Origin of the sequence: uncultured Winogradskyella sp. (assembly GCF_963975125.1) — a bacterium.
GTDB lineage: Bacteria > Bacteroidota > Bacteroidia > Flavobacteriales > Flavobacteriaceae > Winogradskyella.
This window is the reverse complement of record NZ_CAXBGB010000001.1, coordinates 44,153-67,704: the sequence shown is the minus strand read 5'-3', so window position 1 is coordinate 67,704 and position 23,552 is coordinate 44,153. Positions and strand designations below refer to the sequence as shown.

Genomic DNA, 23,552 nt, shown 5'->3' with positions numbered 1-23,552 from the left:
ATGAAAACAATTATAGGTCTTTTGGTATGTTGTTTTGGTCTATTGGGATTTGCCCAAAATAACGATGCTTTTGAGCAGGCTAATACGCTGTATAATGATGGCAAATATGCTGAAGCTATAGATACATACGAATCTGTTTTAAATTCTGATGTGCATTCGGCAGAGTTGTATTTTAATCTTGGTAATGCCAATTATAAGCTAAATAACATTGCACCAGCTATTTATTATTATGAAAAAGCCCTTCAACTTAGCCCTAACGATAAAGATATAGAAAACAATCTGGCCTTTGCGCAGAATATGACGATTGATGCTATCGAGAAAGTACCACAAGTAGGTTTTTCGAGAATCATTAATAATATAGTGATTTATTTTAATACAGATATTTGGGCGAAATTTGCAATTGTATTTGTTTTTGTATTTGTTTTACTATTTTTAATGTACCATTTTTCGTATTCTACATCCAGAAAACGCGTCGCATTTGTAGTGAGTATATTGAGTTTGTTTTTGGCGTGCTTTTCTGTAGTAATGGCGTTTCAAAAAGAACATTTAGATAAAATTGATAATCCCGCTATTGTGTTTACACAAGAAAGCAGAGTGAAGTCTGAAGCCAATCAACAAAGCGAGGAAGTGTTTAGACTTCATGAAGGAACCAAAGTTCAGGTTTTAGAGACCTATGAAAATTGGAATAAAATTCAATTATCAGATAATTCTACAGGTTGGATTCCTTCTAAGGACATTAAATTGTTGAACGTTTTTTAGAAATTATTTAACAGTTTGTTAATTTCTTAATATTATATTTGGCGCTTATGCTAAAAAGCTCAAAATATAATATAGCTGTTTTTTTTACCATTTTATTTATGGCAATAATAGTAGCTCCTACAATCATTACATCAATGGATGACTCTGTAGATATTTCGTGTTTTTTTGGAATTGGTGAAGAAGAAGAAGAAAACGAAAATTTAAAACTTCTTTTCGAAAACAACTTAGAACTTTCCGATGATTTTTTTGTAATTAAAACAAATACAAACCTTATAGGATATGCCTTTAAAACATATCCTAAACCACACCTTAATTTAATTTCACCACCTCCCGAATTCATTTCATAATTTTTAGAAAGGACATGCTTTGTCCAAAAAAATTATTTAAAAATCAGCTATTGAGTAATCTCATTAGCTAAAATGAATTCAGATATGTTTAAAACATTAAAAAATGACATACCAGCGAGTATTGTCGTATTCTTTGTTGCTTTGCCTTTATGTTTAGGGATTGCATTAGCTAGTGGAGCTCCATTATTTTCAGGTATAATTGCAGGTATTGTTGGGGGAATTGTTGTTGGATCTTTGAGTGGTTCTAAAATTGGAGTAAGTGGGCCAGCTGCAGGTTTAGCCGCCATAGTATTAACTGCTATAGGTACTTTAGGGAGTTATGAGAATTTCTTGGTTGCGGTAGTTTTAGGCGGAATTATTCAACTGCTATTCGGTGTTTTAAAAGCCGGTATTATTGGGTATTATTTTCCGTCTTCTGTAATTAAAGGTATGCTTACAGGTATTGGATTGATAATAATTCTGAAACAAATTCCGCACTTTTTTGGTTATGATGCAGATCCTGAAGGTAATTTTGCTTTTTTTCAAGTTGACGGAGAAAACACATTCTCAGAACTTATTAACATGGTTAATTATGTTCAACTAGGTTCTGCTTTAATAGGAATAATTTCCCTTGGTATTTTATTACTTTGGAGTAACGTACTATCTAAAAAAGGGAAGATTTTTCAAATTATTCAAGGCCCTCTCGTGGCTGTTGTAGTTGGTATTATTTACTTTGTAGTAACACAATCAAATGAGAGCTTAGCAGTTGCAAAGTCTCATTTAGTTAGCGTACCTGTCCCAGATGGAATAGGTTCTTTTTTGGGTCAATTTAGTTTTCCTAATTTTGCAGCCATTACAAATCCCGAAATATGGATTGTAGCCTTTACAATTGCATTGGTGGCGAGTTTAGAAACACTTTTATGTGTTGAAGCTACAGATAAGTTAGACCCTCACAAAAATGTTACACCAACAAATAGGGAGCTATTAGCGCAAGGAACAGGTAATATATTGTCTGGATTAATAGGTGGCTTACCAATTACTCAGGTTATTGTGAGAAGTTCTGCTAATATACAATCTGGTGGTAGAAGTAAAGTGTCAGCAATCATACATGGATTTTTATTACTAATTTCTGTAATACTAATTCCTAGATTATTGAATATGATTCCGTTATCTGTATTAGCTGCAGTTCTACTAATTGTAGGTTATAAATTAGCTAAACCATCATTATTTAAAAAAATGTATAATCTTGGTTGGAAACAATTTGTTCCGTTTACGGTAACCGTTGTAGGGATTGTGTTTACAGATCTTTTAGTAGGTATTGGTTTAGGTTTGGCAGTTGGTATAGTGGTTATTTTAATTAAAAGTTACCAAAATTCTCATTTCCTTCATATTGAAGATAAAAGTAACGGTAAACATAAGATAAAAATGACTTTGGCAGAAGAAGTAACATTCTTTAACAAAGGTGCTATTCTAAAAGAATTGGACAGCTTACCAAGAGATACTTACTTAGAATTAGATGTAAGGAAAACAAGATATTTAGATAATGATATTATCGAAATTCTTGATGATTTTGCATTTAAAGCAAAGGAGCGACAAATTGATATAAAGTTAATCTCAGAACTAGGTATTGTTGAAAATCCACCAAGCTTCATTGAATTCTTTCAATTAAGACCAAAGACAGCTTAAATTAAAGCATCATGAAAAATAATAAATATAAAATATTAGTGCTTTCAGATTTAAAAGAAGGGACTAACATCGCCATAAAAAATGCAGTTAGTCTATCTAAAATTATTAGCGCTGACATAGAGCTTTTTTACGTAAGGAAGCCTACAGATATTGTAGAAAGAGAGAGTCAATTATCTGCAATGAGAACTATAAATCAGGAGTATTTAGTCATAGAGAGGAACATAAAAAAAATTTTAGAACCAATTTCAAAGAGTTATGATGTAAAACTAAAATCTTCTTTTGCTTTTGGTAATGTGAAAAGTGAAATTAAGGACTACATTGAAGCCTCTCAACCAGATATTATTGTTTTAGGACAACGCGTTTCTAATCCTTTTCAACTTAGAGGAACTAGCATAACTAGTTTTTTATTAAAAGAATACGAAGGTATTATTGTGATTTCGTCTAATAATAATTCTTTAATTCCAAATGAAAAAGTGGCTTTAGGAGTATTAAATGGATCAAAAAAAATGTTAGACACAGAATTTTTTAAAGAGCTAATACCGCATTCCAAAACACCTTTAAAATCATTTAAGATTATAAATAGTCAAAAAGAAAATGGAAAAACACCCAGACTTAATAAAAAAGAAATGGTTGAATTCGTGTTTGAGAAAAACATTAACTCAATTACCACACTCTCTAAATATTTAGTAAAAAACAAGATTAATTTATTATGTGTTAATAGAGTTAAAAATACTCAAAATTCAATAGAAAGTCCACTAAAAGAGGTGGTAAATAAGTTAAATATCTCGTTGTTAATTTCGAGAGTATTGTAAACTGTAAATCTATTTAAACATAGTAACAAAACATAAAAACAAAACACATGAAAGCACATACAAAAGAAACACAGACCTCAATGACACCAGAAAAGGCATTACAATTTTTAAGAGAAGGAAATGAAAGATTTCAAAATAATCTAAAAGCTAATCGAAATCTATTAGAACAAGTTAATGATACAAGTGATGGGCAATTTCCATTTGCAACTATTTTGAGTTGTATAGATTCTAGAGTATCAGCAGAGTTGGTATTCGATCAAGGTTTAGGGGATATTTTTAGTGTAAGAATAGCAGGAAACTTTGTAAATGAAGATATTTTAGGAAGTATGGAGTTTGCCTGTAAACTAGCAGGCACAAAACTTGTAGTTGTCTTAGGGCATACAAGTTGTGGAGCTATAAAAGGTGCTTGCGACCATGCCGAAATGGGTAACTTAACCAAGTTAATAGAAAAAATTACACCAGCTGTAAATGCGGTTTTAGAGCCTGCAGATGAAAGTTCAAGAACCTCTAAAAATTTAGATTTTGTAAATGAGGTTTCTAAGAAGAACGTTCTACTGACTATGGAGAGAATCCATAATGAAAGCCCAATATTATCCGAAATGGAGAAAAATGGGGAGATTAAAATTATAGGAGCTATGTACGATATCAATACTGGTAAAGTTTATTTTTACTAAAAAACATGCTTTAAAATGATAATGAAAAATAAAAACTTAATTGCAACACTAACATTCTTGTTAGTGTTGCCTTTTTATGCAATAAGTCAGAACAGTAATTTAGGAAATTGGTTAATTTATATAGGAAACAAAAAACTAGATTCTAAATGGAATATTCATAATGAGGTTCAGTATAGAAATTACAATGCAGTAGGAGATTTAGAACAGCTATTATTAAGAACAGGTCTGGGATATAATATTACTAAAAACAGTAACCTATTACTTGGCTACGGTTATATTTTATCTGAAAACTATATTGGCGATTCAGATAAAAAAATATCTGTAAATGAACATCGTATTTTTCAACAGTTCACAACAAAGCAAAGCATAGGAAAAGTGAGTTTAAGCCATCGCTATCGTTTTGAACAACGTTTTGTCGAAGACGATTTTAAACTGCGTTTACGCTATTTTCTAGGAGTTAATATACCACTGCAATATAGAGAAGACGGAAAAAATCCGTTATATCTTTCAATGTATAATGAAGTGTTTTTAAATACAGAGTCTTCTGTTTTTGATAGAAATAGAGTTTATGGCGGATTGGGATATAAATTCTCTAAAAACTTGCGATTAGAACTGGGTTATATGAATCAGTTTTTTGAAGTTTCTGGTAGAGATCAAATTAATTTGATAGCCTTCGTTAATTTCTAATTAAACTTGAATTTTCAATGGTTATTTTATTTAAATTTAAGCGAACTTAAGAAACCACAAAAAACTAAACTATGAAGAACTTATTTTCTAATATCAAAGGAGATGCTTTTGGTGGTATTACAGCAGGTATTGTAGCTTTACCTTTAGCCTTGGCTTTTGGAGTATCCTCTGGATTAGGACCAGAAGCTGGCCTCTATGGTGCTATTTTTATAAGTTTCTTTGCAGCTCTCTTTGGAGGTACAGCAACTCAAATCTCTGGACCAACAGCGCCAATGACAGCAGTCAGCATGGTAATTATTGCAGGTATTGTTGCAGCAAACGACGGTAGTGTAGAAAAAGCACTTCCGGCTATTTTAATCGTGTTTTTAATGGCTGGTTTAATGCAAATTTGCTTAGGGTTGTTTGGCGTAGGAAAGTACATTAGATACATTCCTTATCCTGTAGTATCTGGTTTTATGACAGCTATTGGTTTAATAATTCTTTTAACTCAAATATTACCTTCTGTTGGTTATTATCCAAAAGAAGATGAGACGTATGTGCAAAAGTTTATACCACAAGCTGAAGAAGTTATTCTTGAAAATATTTTAAAAGACGAAGCTAAGGAGGGTATTTTGGTACTAGAAAACTATGAAGAAACTATTAAACGTGGATCAAGAATATCACCAGACGAAATTTTGCAGGAGTCTCAAACTTTGGCAGCGAAAGAAGCTTCAGGCACATTAGGGGCTTTGAGAGTGTTACCAAGAGCTTTAAAAAATATTAATTGGTTAGAACTGATTTTAGCTTTAGGAACTATTTTTATAATTTATGGATTTAAACGTATTACTAAAGTTGTTCCAAGCACTTTAGTAGCATTAGTTGTTATGTCTGGTGTTGCTTATGGTTTTAATTTAGGGTATAGACCTATTTCGGAGATTCCTGGCGGTATTCCAATTCCGAAGTTCGAAATGTTTACTGGTTTTAGCTTAGGAAGTATTACACCTTACATATTTATGGCTCTTACTTTATCATTGTTAGGCGCAATAGATTCTTTATTAACAAGTGTAGTCGCAGATAATATGACAAAGACAAAGCATAAACCCAATAGAGAATTAATTGGGCAAGGTATAGGGAACAGTATTGCTGCAATCTTTGGAGGTATTCCTGGTGCTGGCGCAACAATTAGAACTGTTGTAAATATCAACGCAGGAGGTAAAACAAAATTATCTGGAATGATTGCTGGTGTAATATTATTAGTAATTATGATTGCGTTAGGACCTGTGGCATCTAAAATTCCGGCAGCAGTTTTAGCCGGAATTTTAATTACCGTTGGTATTGGTGTAATGGATTATAAAGGCTTAAAAGCAATACCAAGTTTACCTAGAGATATGAAGTTTGGACCGATAAAATTAAGCTCTGAAGTAGTCATTATGCTTGTCGTATTATTATTATCGACGTTTTGGGATTTAATTTATGCTGTAGGTATTGGTTTAGTAATAGCCTCTTTAATGTTTATGAAGAAAATAGGGGATTTAACTGCAGAACGCTCTGATGTAAAATCATTAAAAGAAGAAGCTTGGGCAGATGAAACAGGTTTTCCTACAACCTTAAAAGAAGAAGTATTTATTAAGCATCTAAAAGGTCCTTTGTTCTTTGGTTCAACAAGTGACTTTCAAGCTTTAACAGAACAAATTCCAAAGACTGCAAAAACGGTTATTTTAAGATTAGGACGTATGCAATATATGGATCAATCTGGCCTTTATGCAATGGAAGATATGCTCCAAGAACTTAAAATAAATGGTGTTGAAGTTTTATTTGTAGGTCTATTAAAACAACCACGTTACATGATGGAGCGTATTGACATTATTCCAGATTTTATTCCTAATGAGCATATTTTTAAAGATTTTAAAGCTTGTTTACAGTGGGTTAAAAACAGTGTAAAAGATGAAAATTAAAAATATAAAATTATGAATATAGAAAACGTATTTAAAAATAATCAAAAGTGGATTAAAACTAAATTAGCTGATGATCCTAAATATTTTGAAGATTTAGGAAAAGGACAAAAACCAGAATTGTTATATATAGGCTGTTCTGATAGTAGAGTAACTGCTGAAGATTTAATGGGACTTGGGCCAGGAGATGTTTTTGTCCATCGCAATATCGCAAACATGGTTTCAGGGGTTGACCTAAACGCCATGTCTGTTGTAGAATATGCAGTAATACATTTAAAAGTAAACCATGTAGTAGTTTGTGGCCATTATGCTTGTGGTGGTGTAAAAGCGGCAATGCAGTCTGCAGATTTAGGCGTATTAAATGGATGGTTACGAAATATTCGCGACGTCTATAGAATACATCGTGATGAGTTGAATGCTATTGAAGATGAAGAAAAAAAATACGATCGTTTAGTTGAGCTAAATGTAAAGGAACAGTGTGTTAATTTAATTAAAACAGCAGCGGTACAGAAAGCTTATAGAGATAGAGGCTTAAAAGTACACGGTTGGGTGTTTGATGTGCATACAGGAAAACTAATTGATTTAAAAATTGACTTTGAAAAATTTCTCAAAGATATTATGGAAATCTATCACTTAGATTAATATTAAAAAGCCATTTGTAAGAGTGGCCATTTTATGCCTCTTCAGGTGATTCTTCAGCTTCGCTTTTTATGAGATTAGGAAAAATCATTGGAGCTAAAGATTTTACAGGTTTATAGAGAATACTCTCCTCTAAACCTTCTTTCTCCATAAATGGAAGTGTGTTGTTCAGCTTATTAAATACAATTAATAGTACACTAAGAATTAACCCTATTTTAAGGATTCCAAAAACACCACCTAAAAGCTTGTTTAATATACCTAAAGCAGCAAAATCAGCTAATTTGGTCAAAGCTTTTCCTGCTAAACTTATAGCCAAAACAATAATAACAAAGGTAATAGCAAAGGCTACAATGTTTATGGTTTTTTCGTCCCAGTTCACTTTAGATTCTAAAAATTCTGCAGCAAACCCACTAAAGTGAATCGCGCCATAAACACCCAAAACTAAGGCAACTAAAGATGCGACTTCAACAAAAAGACCTTTCATGGCTCCTCTTATTAACCCAAATAACAAAAGGGCTCCTAAAACAATATCAATGATGCTCATAATACTAGAGGTTTAAGCAAATATAAATTAACTTTGCCAATTATTAAACGTAACACTAGGGCGTTAAATTATGGCAAAAGACGAAGAATTAAAAGAACGATGGAATTTGGTGGTAGAAAAACTCTCTAACCAATTTGCTGATGGTGATAAATTAGACTTGGATTCTATTATTTATCTTATTGGTGTTCAGGAACTTGGGCAAATACATCGCGATTATAAAAAGGATCATAAGCTCGATTTAATGCATATTGCTATATGTAAGGTTTTAGAGCCTTATGGCTTTTACGAATTTGACTATGTTGATGATGATGGTTGGCCACATTATAAAGTACTGGCACAATTACCACACCTTAAGGCAGGTGAACAAAGTGTTTTAATGAAAGAAGCGATTGTGAACTATTTTATAGAAACTGAGTATATCAGTTAAGATTTTATAAATTTGCAGATTGAATTAAGGATATCATGATAGACAAGATAAAAGAACTCATAGTAGAAGCAGAAGCTTTTACAGCCCAATCTAAGGATGAAGTTGAAGCGTTTAGAATAAAGTATTTAGGATCTAAAGGGCTTTTGAAACAATACTTTGCTGAGTTTAAAAATGTCGCAAATGATCAGAAAAAGGAATTTGGGCAAACTATTAATCAGTTGAAGAAAACAGCTGAGGACAAAGTAAATACCTTAAAGGAAGCTTTTGAAAATAAGGAAGAAGGTAAAGGCATTTATGGAGATTTGTCGCGTCCTGGAGAACCGATTGCTTTAGGTGCTCGTCATCCTATTTCTATAGTAAAAAATCAGATTATCGATATCTTTTCTCGTATTGGATTTAACGTAAGTGAAGGCCCGGAAATTGAAGACGATTGGCATAACTTCACGGCTTTGAATTTACCAGAATATCATCCAGCACGAGATATGCAGGATACCTTTTTTATTCAAACGAATCCAGATATATTATTACGTACACATACCAGTTCGGTACAAGTACGTTATATGGAAAATAATAAACCACCGATTAGAACTATTTCTCCTGGTCGTGTGTATAGAAATGAAGCTATTTCTGCACGATCACATTGTTTCTTTCATCAAGTAGAAGGTTTGTATATTGATAAAGAAGTTAGTTTTTCAGATTTAAAACAAACACTACAATATTTCACAACAGAGATGTTTGGGAAATCTAAGATTAGATTGCGTCCTTCTTACTTCCCATTCACAGAACCAAGTGCTGAGGTCGATGTATATTGGGGACTTGAAACAGAAACCGATTATAAAATCACAAAAGGCACAGGTTGGTTAGAAATTATGGGCTGTGGTATGGTAGATCCTAATGTCTTAGAAAACTGCGGTATTGACTCTAAAGAATACTCTGGTTTTGCTTTTGGTATGGGAATAGATCGTATTGCAATGCTACTAAACCAAATTAGTGATATTCGTTTATTGAGCGAGAATGATGTGCGTTTCTTGGAGCAATTTAAATCCGCACTATAAAACTATTTACCTTAGTTATAAATCAAATCGTTTTAAATTTGAAGGTGTCGCTTTATCGAATTCATCAACATCTATAACATATACATCTGGTGAAGCAACAGATGAATAATCATTAAAAGTATAACCTCCCAGTAAATAGAGTTTATTTTGATGGTAATGCATTTTAGGACTTCTAAGACTTAAACGTATATCGTACGCTTCTAAAACTTTATTAATAGTGTTGTAAATCAGCAATTTATCTTCATCAAAAATATAGATTATATGCTTATAAGTAGTTAATGCTGGGCTTTCCATTTTAGTAAACAATTTACCTTCATTTTTCCAGACTCCAGTTTTTAAGTCATAAGACTCAATTGTGTTTAATTTAGAACCATCATGTCCACCAACAAGATAGACCTTATTGTCTATAATAACACCCTGTGTTTCTTTAGCCGTTTTCATTTTTGGAAGTTTGTACCACTTTCCAGATGTAATATTATAGATATGCGATTCATCAGAATAGACTTTTCCCCCGTTCTTTCTTTGTTTAATAGAACCTCCCATAACAATGATATTATCGTTATAAGTCATGGATGCAAAGTTTGCTGCTTGATGAGGGTTTGTATGGTCTATAATAACTTCATTTGAACCCATTTTTAAAACCTCAATTTTTTCATCTAAGTATTCATATCTTCCAATTTTTGATAAACGTTTACCTCCTAAGACATAAAGTTCATTTCCGTAGGAATTAACATTGTGATTTGTACGCTTTCTAAATTTGGTTTCAGATACAAACCATGTATTATTTTCTATATCATAAATCTGTAGTAGATCACTGTAAGATTCTCGACTAAAGTCTCTACCTGCTTCTCTAAGGAACCATGCAAATGAAGGCATTTGCATACGACCTGCTTGTATAAGTGCTTTTTTAGATGCATCTTCTTTATATGAAGAATTACCAGCAATGGCATAAATTTGGTTACCGACTAATTCCGAGTCAAAAGCAAAGACTCCAGACTTTAGAGAAGCCAGTTTTTTATATCCTATTTCATCGTTTAATGTTTCGGATGCATTAACAACGACCTCATCAAGTTCTTCGAGTTTTTTAAAAAGTTTAATAGTATTCTTTTTTCTTCTGAATTTGGCAATGGTCATTTTTTTAGTGTAATAGCCTATTCGCGAGAATTGAATAACATCGCTTTTACTCACTTTAGAACTTGGAGTAAACTTAAATTTTCCATTACTATCAGAAGCTGTTCCGCTTTTATTTTTTTGAATATATACAGTGACATTTTCGAGAGGTTCTTTTGTTTTTGAATCTATAACGCTACCAGATATGCTTTGTGCAATCACAAATTGTGAGACAAAAAGAAATAACACAACTATATTTTTCATAGGATGAAATTGCTTAAAAAAGTCAACCTAACTAAGTTCGACTATTTTATTATAAATATCAAAAGCTTTAACTTTATGTATTAGTTTTGTCGTGATGAAAAAAGATATAAATATTCCAGAAGTAAAAGACGTCTACGTTGCTGTAGTGCAAGAAGAACATCCAGAATATAAAACCCAAGATTGGAATGCCTATATCATTAATAATAGTGATACTGATTTAGAAACCGTTCTTATAGTTTCACAAGGTTATAATGATAAAAAAATGACGCCTCCTATGCGTCATACCATTACAATGCTGCCATCAAGAAGTTATGCTAAAATTGAGTACTTACAAGAAAAGGTTTTAGAGCTCAATAACGAGTTTAAAATCACGTTTTTTGTAGGTAACCAAATGTTTGATAAGTCTTATCTATTTAGAAAGAATGCCATTAATGAAAAGGCTTTACAGACTATTTCTTTGATGCAATTAAAAGGTGTTTTGGTGAAGTAGAATTCCTGCGAAGGCAGGAATCTCATAATTAATTGCTACAACCACTAGTGTTGTCATTCTGAACTCGTTTCAGGATCTCAATAGATTGGATTCCGCATCAAGTGCGGAATGACAAACCAAAGTTTAATCCAACTTATCTGTCAATTTCTGAAACACTTTCTTAGGATTCTTATTCTCATAAAGAATCGAATAAACCGCATTGATAATAGGTAATTGCGTTTTCTTAACGTTTTTCTCATTCAATAGGTAAGCACTATTGGTCGCATAATAACCTTCAGCTACCATATTCATTTCCATTTGTGCAGATTTTACTGTGTAACCTTTACCTATCATGTTTCCAAACATTCTATTTCGAGAAAAGACAGAATAACCTGTTACTAATAAATCACCTAAATATGCAGAATTATTAATGTTACGTTTCATCTTATGCATCTTTTTTATGAAGCGTTTCATCTCTCTAATTGCATTACTCATCAATACACTTTGAAAATTATCTCCGTAACCCAAACCATGTGCAATACCAGCAGCAATAGCATATATGTTTTTCAGCATTACAGCATACTCTACACCAATTATATCATCACTGATTTTCGTTTTAATATAATTACTAGATAGATTATCTGCAATAGCTAGGGCTTTTTCAGCATCAGCACAAGAAATCGTGAGATAAGATAATCGCTCTAAGGCGACCTCTTCAGCATGGCAAGGACCAGCAATTACAGCAATATTTTCAAATGGAATATTATATTCATCATGAAAGTGCTCACCGACCAATTTTCCGGTTTCTGGTAAAATACCCTTGACAGCAGATACTATAGTTTTTTGACTTATATCTGTGGTCAATTTTTCTAATTCAGAATGCATAAATGCTGACGGAATTACAAAAATGAGTACATCTGCCCAATCCGCTATTTCGTTAATATCATTACTGAGTTTTAGTTGTTCTGTGTGAAATTCTACCGAACTTAAATAACTAGGATTATGCTGTTCTTTAAGGATGTGTTCCTTGGCATAAACGCTACGCATATACCAACCAACTTCATCTAAGTTCTCGCAAAGCATTTTAACAATAGCAGTTGCCCAGCTTCCGGCACCAAAGACAGCATATTTTGTAGTATCACTCATAGAATTAGTGTGAATTATTTATATCAAAAATACGTAAAATTTATAGATTTTTTTAATTCCTTATTGTCACACTAAGTGTGGTTCAAGCCACTTTAAACTAAGTACTCAGGCGCTTGGACAGCATTTAGCGTGTCTCTAAGTAAAACTATAAAAAATTTTTGGCATACGTTTTGAAACTGTAAAAGTAACAACCCTAAAACCGTTAGATTATGAGATGAGTATAAACAATTAAAATCATTTTTTTAATGATATGATTTTTAGCTGTTTTGCGAATTACATTCGACAATAGTCTTAAATAAATATAGAACAAATGAAAACATTAAAATTATTCTTAGGATTTGCACTTAGTGCAACGTTATTCACCTCATGTTATACAGAGGAAATAAATATAAATGATAATCAAGGAATTTCTTTAAATCAATTATTGAGTTCTTACGATTTGTGGTATGTAGATATTAATGCAACTCAAGGTTATGGTGAAACACCATTCTTACAAATTGCGTTCACTTTAACGTTTGATAATGGTCGTATGTATGCGAATAACAACTTGGTTGGCTTTGGTAGTCAAGGTGGAGGTTATGGTGTACAAATAGGTAATTACGATGCTTATGATATGATATTAGATGTAGATCATGTCATTGATGGCTTTGATAGCTTTGATGTGTATCAGGTAGATAATAATACCATTGAATTATACAACCCTTATAATGACACCTCTTATTTTTTAAATGGTTACCAGCGTTCAACATTTGATTATGATTTTGTGTTCTATGATAATATTCATTATTTCTTACAAGAATACGAAGCATGGGAGAAAGTATATACTAGTGATTTTGGAGCCTTAAATGAATTTGATAACGAAAACTATCTACAGTTTTTATCTGGTGGAAATGATGCTACATTTAGAAGCTCGCAAGATGAAAATATAAGCAATCCAGATAATTTATATTGGGATTATACTGGAGTTTATGGTGTAGGTGATATAACAGGAAATATGTATCTAAAAACATTAACATTAGATTATGATTTCTTTGACAATGAATTCTTCGAACTAAGCGTTATAGATGACGAAACTATAGAATTGTTACATGCAGATTCTGGTACTGTGTATCAATTTACAGGACGTGGTTATATACAATATTACAGAAATTCTGATTCGCAAGGGAAAGTTACTAAGCAAATGGATAAACCTAAAAAACGTAAACAAAAAACAAAAAAGTTAGAAAACAAAAGAACAAATAAAAGAAGCTAAATTTTGGTTGGTTATTTAGTTTCAAAACGCTCAGATGAAATTCTTATTTTACTGAGCGTTTTTCTTTTTAAAAAGAAGAATTTATTTCTACGTTGTTTTTTCGTTTTATCAGTTTGTTTATGACCTCACCCTCTATTCCATATCTTCTGAAATGACCAGTATTTTTATCAACGAAAGTTTTAATAATTCTGTCGCTAATTCTATTAACAAACAAAAAGTTAAGGATGTCTTTAATGATAGTAAATTGTGTTAGTAAAAATCCATGGCCTTGACTACAAGCCTACAAAAAAGGTAATTAAAATAATATTAATTTCCCTTTTTGCCCACAACTTCTGCATAGAATTAATTCATTTTTAGTTGTGTTCGAAACTATTAAGATAGTTTTATTGTATTGGTCTCAAACCCAAAGAGTATCTTTTTTGTTGAGCATTTTGGGATAATTTTGATTTTGTATTTTATTGAGAAGATTTTTGCCCTCAACTCCTTCAAAGGTTTTGGTTTCTGTATCTACCCAATTAATAAGGATTTGATTAAGATTTTGTATAATTATTTCGTCCTTAAGAATCTGAAGAACTTCTTTTCTTGAACCTTTCGATTCATTTTAGCTATGTTTTCGATTTTGGAATCGGAAAATCCGTTATAGTTTTCCTTTATTTCTTCAATACTATACTTATAAGAAACTATAAGTCTTTCAAAACGACTTCCAAATCTTTATAATCATAAGGCTTAGCCATAATAATTTTTGATGAACTCAGTAGAAAATACATTGGTGTGGCGGCAATTCCATAAGTTTTTACCATTGGGTTATCCCATTTTTCTAAACCAATTACATGTGTAAAATTTGGGTAGTTTTTTATTTCTTCAGACCATTTAATGTTATCATCTTCTAAACCGTAAGCAACCACTTTAAGATTTGGTTTGTTTGCAACGAGTTTTTTAACTTTTGGGAGCTCATTTAAACAATGGCTACAGCCACTACTCCAAAATATTACCAAATATTGTTCTGCGCCTTTTAGTTGATGTAAACTGGTTTTGTTTCCTGTTAATGGAATTTCAAAATTTGGAGCTTTTGTCCCAACTGAGGTGTTTTTGTAGGATGTAATGGTTTCTGCCAATACTTTATTATTAGTCTTATTGGCTAAGTCTAATAAGTATGTATCTGTTATGTAGTTTGCAAGATTATGATTTTCTGCAACAACAAAATGCTGCCATAGAATTTCCATAAGACTTGTTTTAATATTTAAATCGTCTTTGCTAATGGAGGTAGCAACATCATTAACATGAGTTTTATAGGTGTCGTCGGTTGGGTTTTGAACGATATTAAACACATAAGACGTGACACGATCTACCAAAAACGAAGAACTCTGTAATAAGTAATTACTAAAGTCAATTTGACTTAGGTATTGGTTTTTTAGGTTTTTAGAGTAAGTGTTTATGTCTTCATATTCAGTTGGAATATACGGTTTATTAGCAGTTATAAAGGCAGAAACCAACTTACTGTTTGCCGATTCTTCGTAAGCCAACTGCGTATCTTTTAAAACTTTAAAAATTGAATTAAAACCATCTTTATCTATAGTCTCTTTTGAGTAGTAATTGCTTATGGTCTGGTTTACCATATCTATACTTTTTAAATAGGAAGCCCAAAGTTTGTTTTCTTCAGATTTAGTAAAAACGACACCTTCTTCGTAATTAAAATTAAAGGCAACGGATTCTTTCCCATCATAAATAAAATCGAAGTTGTTCTCTTCAGGTGGAATAGCATAAACAATCTTATAGATTCCTGGAGTGACTGTTGAGTCTAATGGAATTTCAAAATTTCCTGTAGTATCTAATCTGCCTCTACTAACATAGTTAGCACCTTCTGGTGTGGCCTGATATAGAAAGGCATGCGAAAAATTTTCAGCTGGTGAAAATGTGCCTTTTACAGATTGAGATATTGTAATAGCTGGTATTATGAATAGAATGAAGATTAGTTTTTTCATTTTTTATATGTTTTTATACGCACAATAACCTCAATAATTACGCCATTATTATCCTATTTAATTTTATTGGATCGAATACTCTCAATAACAACTGTTGCTAATATCAAAGTGCCTCCAACAAATGTATGGATAGTTGGTATTTCATTCAAGAAAAAGTAAGCAATTATAATTCCGAAGACGGGTTGTCCACTTCCAATAATACTCGCTGTACTCGCCTTAAAATATTTTAGGCTTTTTACGAACAAGGTATGTCCAATAGCAGTAGTTAGCAACGCTAATAAAATTACATATGGAAATTGAGTTTTTATATTAGATGTATCCATTACGTATAGTACTGGTGCTAAAATAACAGCAATTATCGAAACTTGATAAAACATAAGCATGGTGCCATTATATGCTGTAATCAGGCGTTTAATAATTAGTATGCGTAATGCAAAACATAAGGCGGAAAGTAATCCAAAAAGAATCCCTTGTAGTTGATCGCTTTCTAAATCAAATTCTGGAGCTAAAATATAAATTCCGGTAAGCACCATAAATCCTAATGCGATATGTATTGGATCAAATTTTATTTTTGAAAATAAAGGTTCTAAGAGCGCTATAATAACTGGAAAAGTAAATAATGAGAGCATACCAATAGCTACATTAGATAATTTTAAGGCATAGAAATAAGTAATCCAATGGGCTCCTAAAAACACGGCTCCAAGAAAAAAGGTCCAACGGTCTTTTACAGTATGTACTTTTAGATTAATGCCTCTATAAAGACAAAAAATAAGTAAAAACAAGGCTGCTAGAGCCGAGCGCCACCAAATGACCACTGGTGTTGGTAAATCTATAAACTTTCCTAATGCACCCGAAGTACTAATAAAAATGGTAGCTATTGTAAGCCAAATCACATGTTTTATGTGACTTTGTTCTCTCATATTTGAGAAAGCGAATTAAGTGCTTGTTTTGTGGATCTAATACCTTCGAAAGTAATTAATAATCGTAAACCATTTCTAGTTTTCTTCTCCTTCATTTTGCACTTGCTAGCATTAATTTGTACAAATTGTAAGACTTTAGAAAAGTCATCACTTTGGTAGAATGCACTTTGTTGATCTTGTATAAAATAACCAATCAACTTACCTTGTTTCATTATGAGTTTCTCAATACCCATTTTGGTGGCAATCCATTTTAAACGCACACTATCTAATAAATCTGAAACCTGAGTAGGTAAGTCGCCAAAACGGTCAATTATTTCGCTTTCAAATATATTTAATTCTTCTTCAGTTTTTATATCGTTGAGTTTGGTGTAGAGATTTAACCGTTCTGTAATATTGTTAATATAATCATCTGGGAACAACAATTCAAAATCAGTATCTATAGTAATATCTTTGACATATTGTTTTGGCTTGCCATCGTCCTTATATAAATCCGAGAATTCCGATTCTTTAAGTTCTTCAATCGCTTCATTTAATATTTTCTGGTAAGTATCAAATCCAATATCATTAATAAATCCGCTTTGCTCACCACCTAATAAATCGCCTGCGCCACGGATTTCTAAATCTTTCATGGCAATGCTAAAGCCACTACCTAATTCAGTAAACTGCTCTAATGCAGTAATACGTTTACGTGCATCATTGGTCATTGCAGAATATTCTGGAGTAATAAAATAGCAAAAGGCTTTTTTATTACTACGACCAACACGTCCACGCATTTGGTGAAGATCACTTAAGCCAAAATTATTCGCATTATTAATAAATATTGTATTTGCATTTGGGACATCTAAACCACTTTCTACAATCGTTGTACTTACTAAAACATCAAACTCGCCATTCATAAAGGCAAGCATAAGGTGTTCTAGTTTTTTACCATCGAGTTGGCCATGACCAATACCTATTTTGGCATCTGGTACCAATCGCTGAATCATACCAGCAACTTCTTTAATATTTTCAATACGATTATGGATAAAGAAGATTTGTCCGCCACGTTGAATTTCATAACTCACTGCATCTCTGATGGTTTCTTCGCTAAATCGAATGACATGACTTTCTATAGGATAACGATTTGGTGGTGCTGTAGTAATTACCGATAAATCTCTCGCAGCCATTAAACTAAACTGAAGTGTTCTAGGTATTGGAGTGGCAGTTAATGTAAGAACATCGACATTTTCTTTTATAGTTTTGAGTCGTTCTTTTACGGCTACTCCAAATTTTTGTTCTTCATCAACAATAAGCAAACCTAAATCTTTAAATTTCACATTTTTATTAGCGAGTTGGTGTGTGCCAATGATAATATCTACACTCCCTCTTTCAAGTCCTTCTAGAGTTTTACGTTTTTCTTTTGCTGTCCTAAATCGGTTAACATAATCTACTGTAACTGGGAAATCTTTTAGCCGCTCTTTAAATGTTCTTGAATGCTGATAGGCCAAAATAGTTGTTGGTACCAAAACTGCAACTTGCTTGCCATTGTCAACGGCTTTAAAAGCTGCTCTTATGGCAACTTCGGTTTTGCCAAAACCAACATCGCCACAGACTAAGCGATCCATGGGACGTTCACTTTCCATATCTGCTTTAATATCTGCTGTTGATGAGATTTGATCTGGTGTATCTTCATATACAAACGAGGCTTCCAACTCATGTTGCATGTGACTATCTGGTGCATATTGAAAGCCTTTTCTAAGCTTTCGTTTGGCATAGAGTTTTATAAGGTTAAAGGCAATTTCCTTAACACGCGATTTTGTTTTTTGCTTTAAAGTTTTCCAGGCTTTGCTACCTAATTTATAAATCTTGGGCGGCTTTCCGTCCTTACCATTAAACTTGGTAATTTTATGTAATGAGTGAATACTCAAATACAACACATCACGCTCACCATAGACTAATTTTATGGCTTCTTGTTTTTTGCCTTCTACATCTATTTTTTGAAGTCCGCCAAACTTACCAATACCATGATCTATATGCGTAACGTAATCACCAATTTCGAGATTGGTTAGTTCTTTTAATGTAATGGCTTGCTTTTTGGCATAACCATTTTTAAGATGGAATTTGTGATAACGGTCAAAAATCTGATGATCTGTATAAACCGCAATGTGGTGTTCGGTATCAATAAAACCTTGAAACAGCGAAAGGACTACTGTTTTATAATGAATTTCCTCCTGTTCAGCATCATCAAAAATATCATGAAAGCGCTTTGCTTGCTGTTCACTTACGCATGCAATGTAATTGGTTATGCCATTCTTGTGATTTTCATTTAAATCTTCAATTAGCAAATTGAATTGTTTATTGAAGGCTGGCTGAGGTTTTGTATTGTGTTGAATAGTTTGGTTGCTTAGAACAGCCGAAGTACCAAATTCTACTAAATTATATTCTAAAAATTGACGTTTCAACAATTCTGAATTACAGAATAATTCGTCTGGTGAGGCACGTTTAATTTCAGTAGATAAGGCATTAAACGCATCCACAGCTTTTCCGTAAAACTCATCAATTCTTGCAAATAAAAGTGGAGCATTCTTAGCAAAAATCACTGTTTTATTTGAAATATATTTTAAAAAGCTTTCACGCTCTTCTGCAATAAGCTTATTAGCAACATTTGGTATAATGCTTACCTTTTTAATACGCTCAGTTGAGAGTTGGGTTTCTACATCGAAGGTTCTAATGCTATCCACTTCGTCACCAAAAAACTCAATACGATAAGGTTCATCATGTGAAAATGAAAACACATCAACAATACCACCTCTTACAGAGAAGTCACCAGGTTCTGTAACAAAATCGACACGTTTAAATTTGTATTCAAACAAAACTTCATTTACAAAATCGATACTTAAGTCATTACCAACAGAAATTTTAAGCGTATTCTTCTCTAGCTCTTTTTTAGTAACTACTTTTTCAAAAAGTGCATCAGGATAGGTAACAATTATACAAGGTTTTTTACGCGAATTAATTCGGTTTAAAACTTCTGCTCTTAATAAAACATTAGCATTATTGGTTTCTTCAATTTGGTATGGCCTGCGATAACTTCCAGGGTAGAACAATACATCCTTGTCATTAATGAGTTGTTCTAAATCATTAAGATAATAGGCTGCTTCCTCTTTATTATTAAAAACTAATAAAAAGGGTTTATCAGTTGTTTTAAAAACTTCAGAAATTACTATTGAAAAAGATGAGCCTACTAAGCCTTTTAAATGGACTTTTGTTTCGGCTTGGGTAATAGTCTTTTGCAGATTTTGCAGTTGCAAAGTCTGTAAATAAGTTTGTGCAATGAAGGCTTTACTCAAGTTCCTTTATTTGAAGGTGCAAATATAAAATTTTTGAAGTGTTATTAATTGAAATAATCTATTATTAGATTTATATTTGTCCATACATTAAAATATAATATATGTCATTTTCAGATTTATTCGAAAGCGGATTTAAAAAGCGAAATGAAGAACATTTTGCGGCTATTGTGAGAGTTGCTATGAGCGACGGAATTATTAATGAAGCAGAAAAAGCGTTTTTAGATCGTCTAGCTACCCGATTAGATATTACAGAACGCGAATACAAAGCTATTGTTAAAGATTATAAATGCCATCCAATAAATGCACCACACTCGTACGATTTGCGTTTAGAGCGTCTATATGATTTAGCACGCATGGTTTGGGCAGACCATATCGAAGGTCCTAATCAGGTTGGTTTATTAGAAAGGCTATGTATTGGATTAGGTTTTAATCAAGACAATGTAAAATACATTGTAGATAAAGCATTAACGCTAGTACATTATGAAGTGGACTTAGATGAGTTTACTGAGAAAATGAAAAAGATGAACCAGTAAGAGACTCTTCTTAAGCATAAAAAAAGCAAACAGAAATGTTCGCTTTTTTTATGCTTTTTAAATAGTGTTAGTCTAAATTTATTTCAGAATCTAAACTACTGAATCAAATTCAGCACAGGCAAATTCAAATTAACACATCAAGAGTTATTATGCGTTTTGCATAAACTCCTCAGCTTTTTTTACCATGTTTTTACTACCACAAATAAAGGGCACACGCTGATGAAGTTCGGTGGGTTCTACATCCATAATACGAATAAAACCGTTGCTTGCTCTTCCATTGGCTTGTTCTGCAATAAAAGCCATAGGATTACATTCGTACAACAAGCGGAGCTTACCATTAGAATTCTTAGAACTTTTAGGATACATATAAATACCTCCTTTTATCATATTTCTATGAAAATCTGAAACTAAAGATCCAATATATCTGCTAGTATATGGTCTATTTCCTTCCTCTTGCTGACAGTATTTTATATACTTTTTGATACCTGTTGGGAAATGAATGTAGTTACCTTCATTTACAGAATAGATATTCCCATCTTCTGGAAACTGCATATTAGGATGTGATAAATAAAACGACCCAATTGCTGGGTTTAATGTAAACCCATTAACACCATCTCCTGTTGTATATACCAACATTGTTGATGTACCATAAACTACATAACCAGCAGCAACTTGTTGATTACCTTTTTGTAAAAAATCTTCAAGAGTTACGGGTGTTCCTACAGGAGTTACACGTCTGTATATAGAAAAAATAGTACCAACAGAAACGTTTACATCGATGTTAGAAGACCCGTCTAAAGGATCAATTAAAACCACATATTTATTCTGGTGATTTTCATCTTGGCTGTTTATTGTGATAAAATCATCTTCCTCTTCACTAGCAATACCACAAACAATATTTCGTTTGGTCATTGTTTGAATAAACTTGTCGTTAGCATAAACATCCAATTTTTGCTGGTCTTCACCCTGAATGTTAGTATCGCCTGCAGCACCAATAATATCTACTAAACCAGCTTTGTTCACTTCATGATTCACCACCTTAGCCGCTAAACGAATTGAATTGATTAGTCGAGAAAGTTCACCTGAAGTATATTTAAAAGAAGATTGGTTTTCAATGATAAACTCACCTAAGGTTTGATTGCGTTGAGACATGAGGTATTATATTGATTAGTTGGCACAAATATCGCATTTTTTAACAAACTATAACGTTTTCGTGATCTAAATAAATTGTTGTGTAAAGTGAGTTTAGATTATATTTGATTTCTTTTTTAAACAAGATATGGGCCAACCAAGATTAGCTGCTAAGCAAGATATGCAAAGAGTCTTAGAACTCATTCAAGAGTTGGCAACTTTTGAGAAGGAAACAAATGCCGTAGAAGTTACACTAACTGATTTAGAAAAAGACGGTTTTAGTGAAAACCCAAAGTTTGTTTGTTTTGTTTTAGAAGTTAATAATTCTGTTGAAGGTATAGCATTAATTTACACAAGATATTCTACTTGGAAAGGCGAAGTTTTGCATTTAGAAGATCTTATTATAAGCGAAAAATGTAGAGGTAAAGGGTTAGGAACAAAATTATTAGATGCTGTGGTTAATTATGGAAAAGAAATTGGAGTAAAACGAATAAGTTGGGAAGTATTAGATTGGAATGAAACAGCAATAAAGTTCTACAAAAGTAAAGGTGCAAATGTAATGCGAGATTGGGATGTAGTACAACTAAACGAAAACGGAATTGAAAATTATTTAAAGAATATATAATGCGAGTTTACAAATTTGGTGGTGCGTCCGTAAAAGATGCAGAAGGTGTAAAAAATTTAGTAACTGTCTTAAAAACGACTGGGCACAATAATACATTAGTAGTAGTTTCTGCAATGGGAAAAACGACTAATGCTATGGAATTAGTGATTAAAAATTACTTTGAGAATAAAGCTGAGTTGCAAAGCTCAATTTACGAAGTGATTAAATACCATAATGAAATTCTTTTAGACTTATTTGATAATGAACGCCACAATGTATATGGTGCTCTAAAGGCCCTTTTTGATGAGTTAACTATGTTCTTTAAAAGTAATAAGTCACCAGATTATAATTATGTATATGACCAGACTATAGGTTTTGCCGAGTTAATCTCGACTACGATTATTAGCCATTACCTAAATGAAATAGGCTTAAAAAACAACTGGATTGATGTAAGAGAGTTTATAAAAACCGATAGTTATTACAGGCGCTCTAATGTGAATTGGGAGCAGACTCAAGAAAGTATTTCGTCGAATTTCAATACTTCAATTCTTAATATCACACAAGGCTTTTTGGGTAGCGATGCTAATAATTTTACTACGACTTTAGGAAGAGAAGGTAGTGATTATACAGCGGCAATATTCGCTTACTGTTTAAATGCCAATAGTGTTACCATCTGGAAAGATGTACCTGGTGTGCTTAATGCGGATCCACGTTATTTTGAAAACGCACAGCTATTGCATCAGATTTCTTATAGAGAAGCTATAGAGTTGGCATTTTATGGTGCATCTGTAATACACCCAAAAACATTACAACCTTTGCAGCAAAAGGAAATTCCTTTATACGTAAAGTCGTTTTTAAATCCAAAAGAAAAAGGAACTTGTGTTAGTAAAGGCAAAGCTTTAGAACCAGAAATCCCATGTTTTATTGTAAAGAAAAACCAGATTTTAATCTCATTATCATCTTTAGATTTTTCATATATCATGGAAGAAAATATTAGTGAGATTTTTAGTTTACTACATTTATATAAAATGAAGGTAGATGTTATTCAGAATTCAGCCATTAGTTTTTCAGTTTGCATCGATAATTTATATAATAATCTTGAAAAATTGCTGCAACATCTAAAGGCAAAATTCAATGTAATATGTAACGATAATGTGAGTCTATATACTATAAGACACTATAATGACGTTGCAATAAAAGAGCTCGAAAAGGATAAAATTGTATTGTTGAAGCAGTTAACACAAGGAACTGTTCAGATTGTTACTAAATAAA

Annotated in this window: 22 protein-coding genes; 15 read left to right on the top strand and 7 right to left on the bottom strand. The window is 32.3% G+C overall.

All coding sequences use genetic code 11. The features are described 5' to 3' along the window. The 8 genes from AAC053_RS00305 to AAC053_RS00270 all read left to right on the top strand — a co-directional run bounded on the left by AAC053_RS00305 (position 1) and on the right by AAC053_RS00270 (position 7,517). Positions 1-759: a tetratricopeptide repeat protein gene (locus tag AAC053_RS00305; protein WP_339751382.1), complete on the top strand. Its 759-nt coding sequence runs from the start codon at positions 1-3 to the stop codon at positions 757-759. 98 nt (positions 760-857) lie between these two features. Beyond that, complete coding sequence (locus tag AAC053_RS00300; protein ID WP_339751379.1) at positions 858-1,106, top strand: hypothetical protein; 249 nt, start codon at positions 858-860, stop codon at positions 1,104-1,106. Positions 1,107-1,190: 84 nt separating this feature from the next. Further along, positions 1,191-2,771, top strand: coding sequence for a SulP family inorganic anion transporter (locus tag AAC053_RS00295; RefSeq protein WP_339751376.1), 1,581 nt, complete (start codon positions 1,191-1,193; stop codon positions 2,769-2,771). Between the two features lie 11 nt (positions 2,772-2,782). Further along, positions 2,783-3,583, top strand: a complete 801-nt coding sequence (locus tag AAC053_RS00290; protein ID WP_339751373.1) for a universal stress protein — start codon at positions 2,783-2,785, stop codon at positions 3,581-3,583. Between the two features lie 47 nt (positions 3,584-3,630). Continuing rightward, complete coding sequence (locus tag AAC053_RS00285) at positions 3,631-4,257, top strand: carbonic anhydrase family protein (protein ID WP_339751371.1); 627 nt, start codon at positions 3,631-3,633, stop codon at positions 4,255-4,257. Positions 4,258-4,278: 21 nt separating this feature from the next. After that, positions 4,279-4,944, top strand: a complete 666-nt coding sequence (locus AAC053_RS00280; protein WP_339751369.1) for a DUF2490 domain-containing protein — start codon at positions 4,279-4,281, stop codon at positions 4,942-4,944. A 71-nt stretch (positions 4,945-5,015) separates the two neighbouring features. Next, positions 5,016-6,878 (top strand): SulP family inorganic anion transporter, encoded by a 1,863-nt coding sequence (locus AAC053_RS00275; RefSeq protein WP_339751366.1) that lies wholly within the window; start codon positions 5,016-5,018, stop codon positions 6,876-6,878. A gap of 12 nt (positions 6,879-6,890) precedes the next feature. Next, a complete protein-coding gene (locus AAC053_RS00270; RefSeq protein WP_339751364.1) occupies positions 6,891-7,517 on the top strand; it encodes a carbonic anhydrase in 627 nt (208 codons plus the stop codon). Between the two features lie 31 nt (positions 7,518-7,548). Here the strand turns inward: AAC053_RS00270 and AAC053_RS00265 are convergent, their stop codons facing one another. Then, positions 7,549-8,058, bottom strand: coding sequence for a CvpA family protein (locus AAC053_RS00265; RefSeq protein ID WP_339751362.1), 510 nt, complete (start codon positions 8,056-8,058; stop codon positions 7,549-7,551). 70 nt (positions 8,059-8,128) lie between these two features. Here AAC053_RS00265 and AAC053_RS00260 point away from each other — a divergent pair, with 70 nt between their 5' ends. Both AAC053_RS00260 and pheS read left to right on the top strand, forming a co-directional pair. Further along, complete coding sequence (locus AAC053_RS00260; RefSeq protein ID WP_339751360.1) at positions 8,129-8,485, top strand: hypothetical protein; 357 nt, start codon at positions 8,129-8,131, stop codon at positions 8,483-8,485. Between the two features lie 35 nt (positions 8,486-8,520). Further along, entirely contained in the window at positions 8,521-9,540 is a 1,020-nt protein-coding gene (pheS, locus tag AAC053_RS00255; protein ID WP_339751357.1) for a phenylalanine--tRNA ligase subunit alpha, read from the top strand. Between the two features lie 15 nt (positions 9,541-9,555). Here pheS and AAC053_RS00250 read toward each other — a convergent pair whose 3' ends face one another. Further along, positions 9,556-10,914, bottom strand: coding sequence for a carboxypeptidase-like regulatory domain-containing protein (locus AAC053_RS00250; protein WP_339751354.1), 1,359 nt, complete (start codon positions 10,912-10,914; stop codon positions 9,556-9,558). 94 nt (positions 10,915-11,008) lie between these two features. Here AAC053_RS00250 and AAC053_RS00245 point away from each other — a divergent pair, with 94 nt between their 5' ends. Further along, positions 11,009-11,404: a hypothetical protein gene (locus AAC053_RS00245; RefSeq protein WP_339751351.1), complete on the top strand. Its 396-nt coding sequence runs from the start codon at positions 11,009-11,011 to the stop codon at positions 11,402-11,404. Positions 11,405-11,527: 123 nt separating this feature from the next. Here the strand turns inward: AAC053_RS00245 and AAC053_RS00240 are convergent, their stop codons facing one another. Continuing rightward, on the bottom strand, positions 11,528-12,529 hold the full coding sequence (locus AAC053_RS00240; protein WP_339751349.1) for an NAD(P)H-dependent glycerol-3-phosphate dehydrogenase: 1,002 nt from the start codon (positions 12,527-12,529) through the stop codon (positions 11,528-11,530). 310 nt (positions 12,530-12,839) lie between these two features. On the opposite strand from AAC053_RS00240, the gene AAC053_RS00235 reads away from it, so the two are divergent. After that, entirely contained in the window at positions 12,840-13,781 is a 942-nt protein-coding gene (locus AAC053_RS00235) for a nicotinic acid mononucleotide adenyltransferase (protein ID WP_339751347.1), read from the top strand. Positions 13,782-14,461: 680 nt separating this feature from the next. Here AAC053_RS00235 and AAC053_RS00230 read toward each other — a convergent pair. From AAC053_RS00230 to mfd, 3 genes are read right to left on the bottom strand one after another with little or no spacing between them, the layout of a single operon-like run. After that, on the bottom strand, positions 14,462-15,763 hold the full coding sequence (locus AAC053_RS00230; protein WP_339751344.1) for a redoxin family protein: 1,302 nt from the start codon (positions 15,761-15,763) through the stop codon (positions 14,462-14,464). 53 nt (positions 15,764-15,816) lie between these two features. Further along, complete coding sequence (locus AAC053_RS00225; RefSeq protein WP_339751342.1) at positions 15,817-16,683, bottom strand: DMT family transporter; 867 nt, start codon at positions 16,681-16,683, stop codon at positions 15,817-15,819. Continuing rightward, positions 16,680-20,012 carry a transcription-repair coupling factor gene (gene mfd, locus AAC053_RS00220; RefSeq protein ID WP_339751340.1) on the bottom strand — a complete coding sequence of 1,111 codons (3,333 nt, stop codon included), beginning with the start codon at positions 20,010-20,012 and terminating at the stop codon, positions 16,680-16,682. Before mfd ends, AAC053_RS00225 begins: the two co-directional genes overlap by 4 nt. Before the next feature lie 101 nt (positions 20,013-20,113). Here mfd and AAC053_RS00215 point away from each other — a divergent pair, with 101 nt between their 5' ends. Continuing rightward, the gene (locus AAC053_RS00215) at positions 20,114-20,545 is read left to right on the top strand and encodes a TerB family tellurite resistance protein (RefSeq protein WP_339751339.1); all 432 of its coding nucleotides are present in this window, start codon (positions 20,114-20,116) and stop codon (positions 20,543-20,545) included. Positions 20,546-20,692: 147 nt separating this feature from the next. On the opposite strand, the gene fbp is transcribed toward AAC053_RS00215, so the two are convergent. Then, complete coding sequence (fbp, locus tag AAC053_RS00210; RefSeq protein ID WP_339751337.1) at positions 20,693-21,697, bottom strand: class 1 fructose-bisphosphatase; 1,005 nt, start codon at positions 21,695-21,697, stop codon at positions 20,693-20,695. A gap of 127 nt (positions 21,698-21,824) precedes the next feature. Here fbp and AAC053_RS00205 point away from each other — a divergent pair, with 127 nt between their 5' ends. After that, complete coding sequence (locus AAC053_RS00205) at positions 21,825-22,301, top strand: GNAT family N-acetyltransferase (RefSeq protein WP_339751336.1); 477 nt, start codon at positions 21,825-21,827, stop codon at positions 22,299-22,301. After that, positions 22,301-23,551 (top strand): aspartate kinase, encoded by a 1,251-nt coding sequence (locus AAC053_RS00200; protein ID WP_339751334.1) that lies wholly within the window; start codon positions 22,301-22,303, stop codon positions 23,549-23,551. Before AAC053_RS00205 ends, AAC053_RS00200 begins: the two co-directional genes overlap by 1 nt. The last annotated feature ends 1 nt before the right edge of the window (position 23,552 follow it).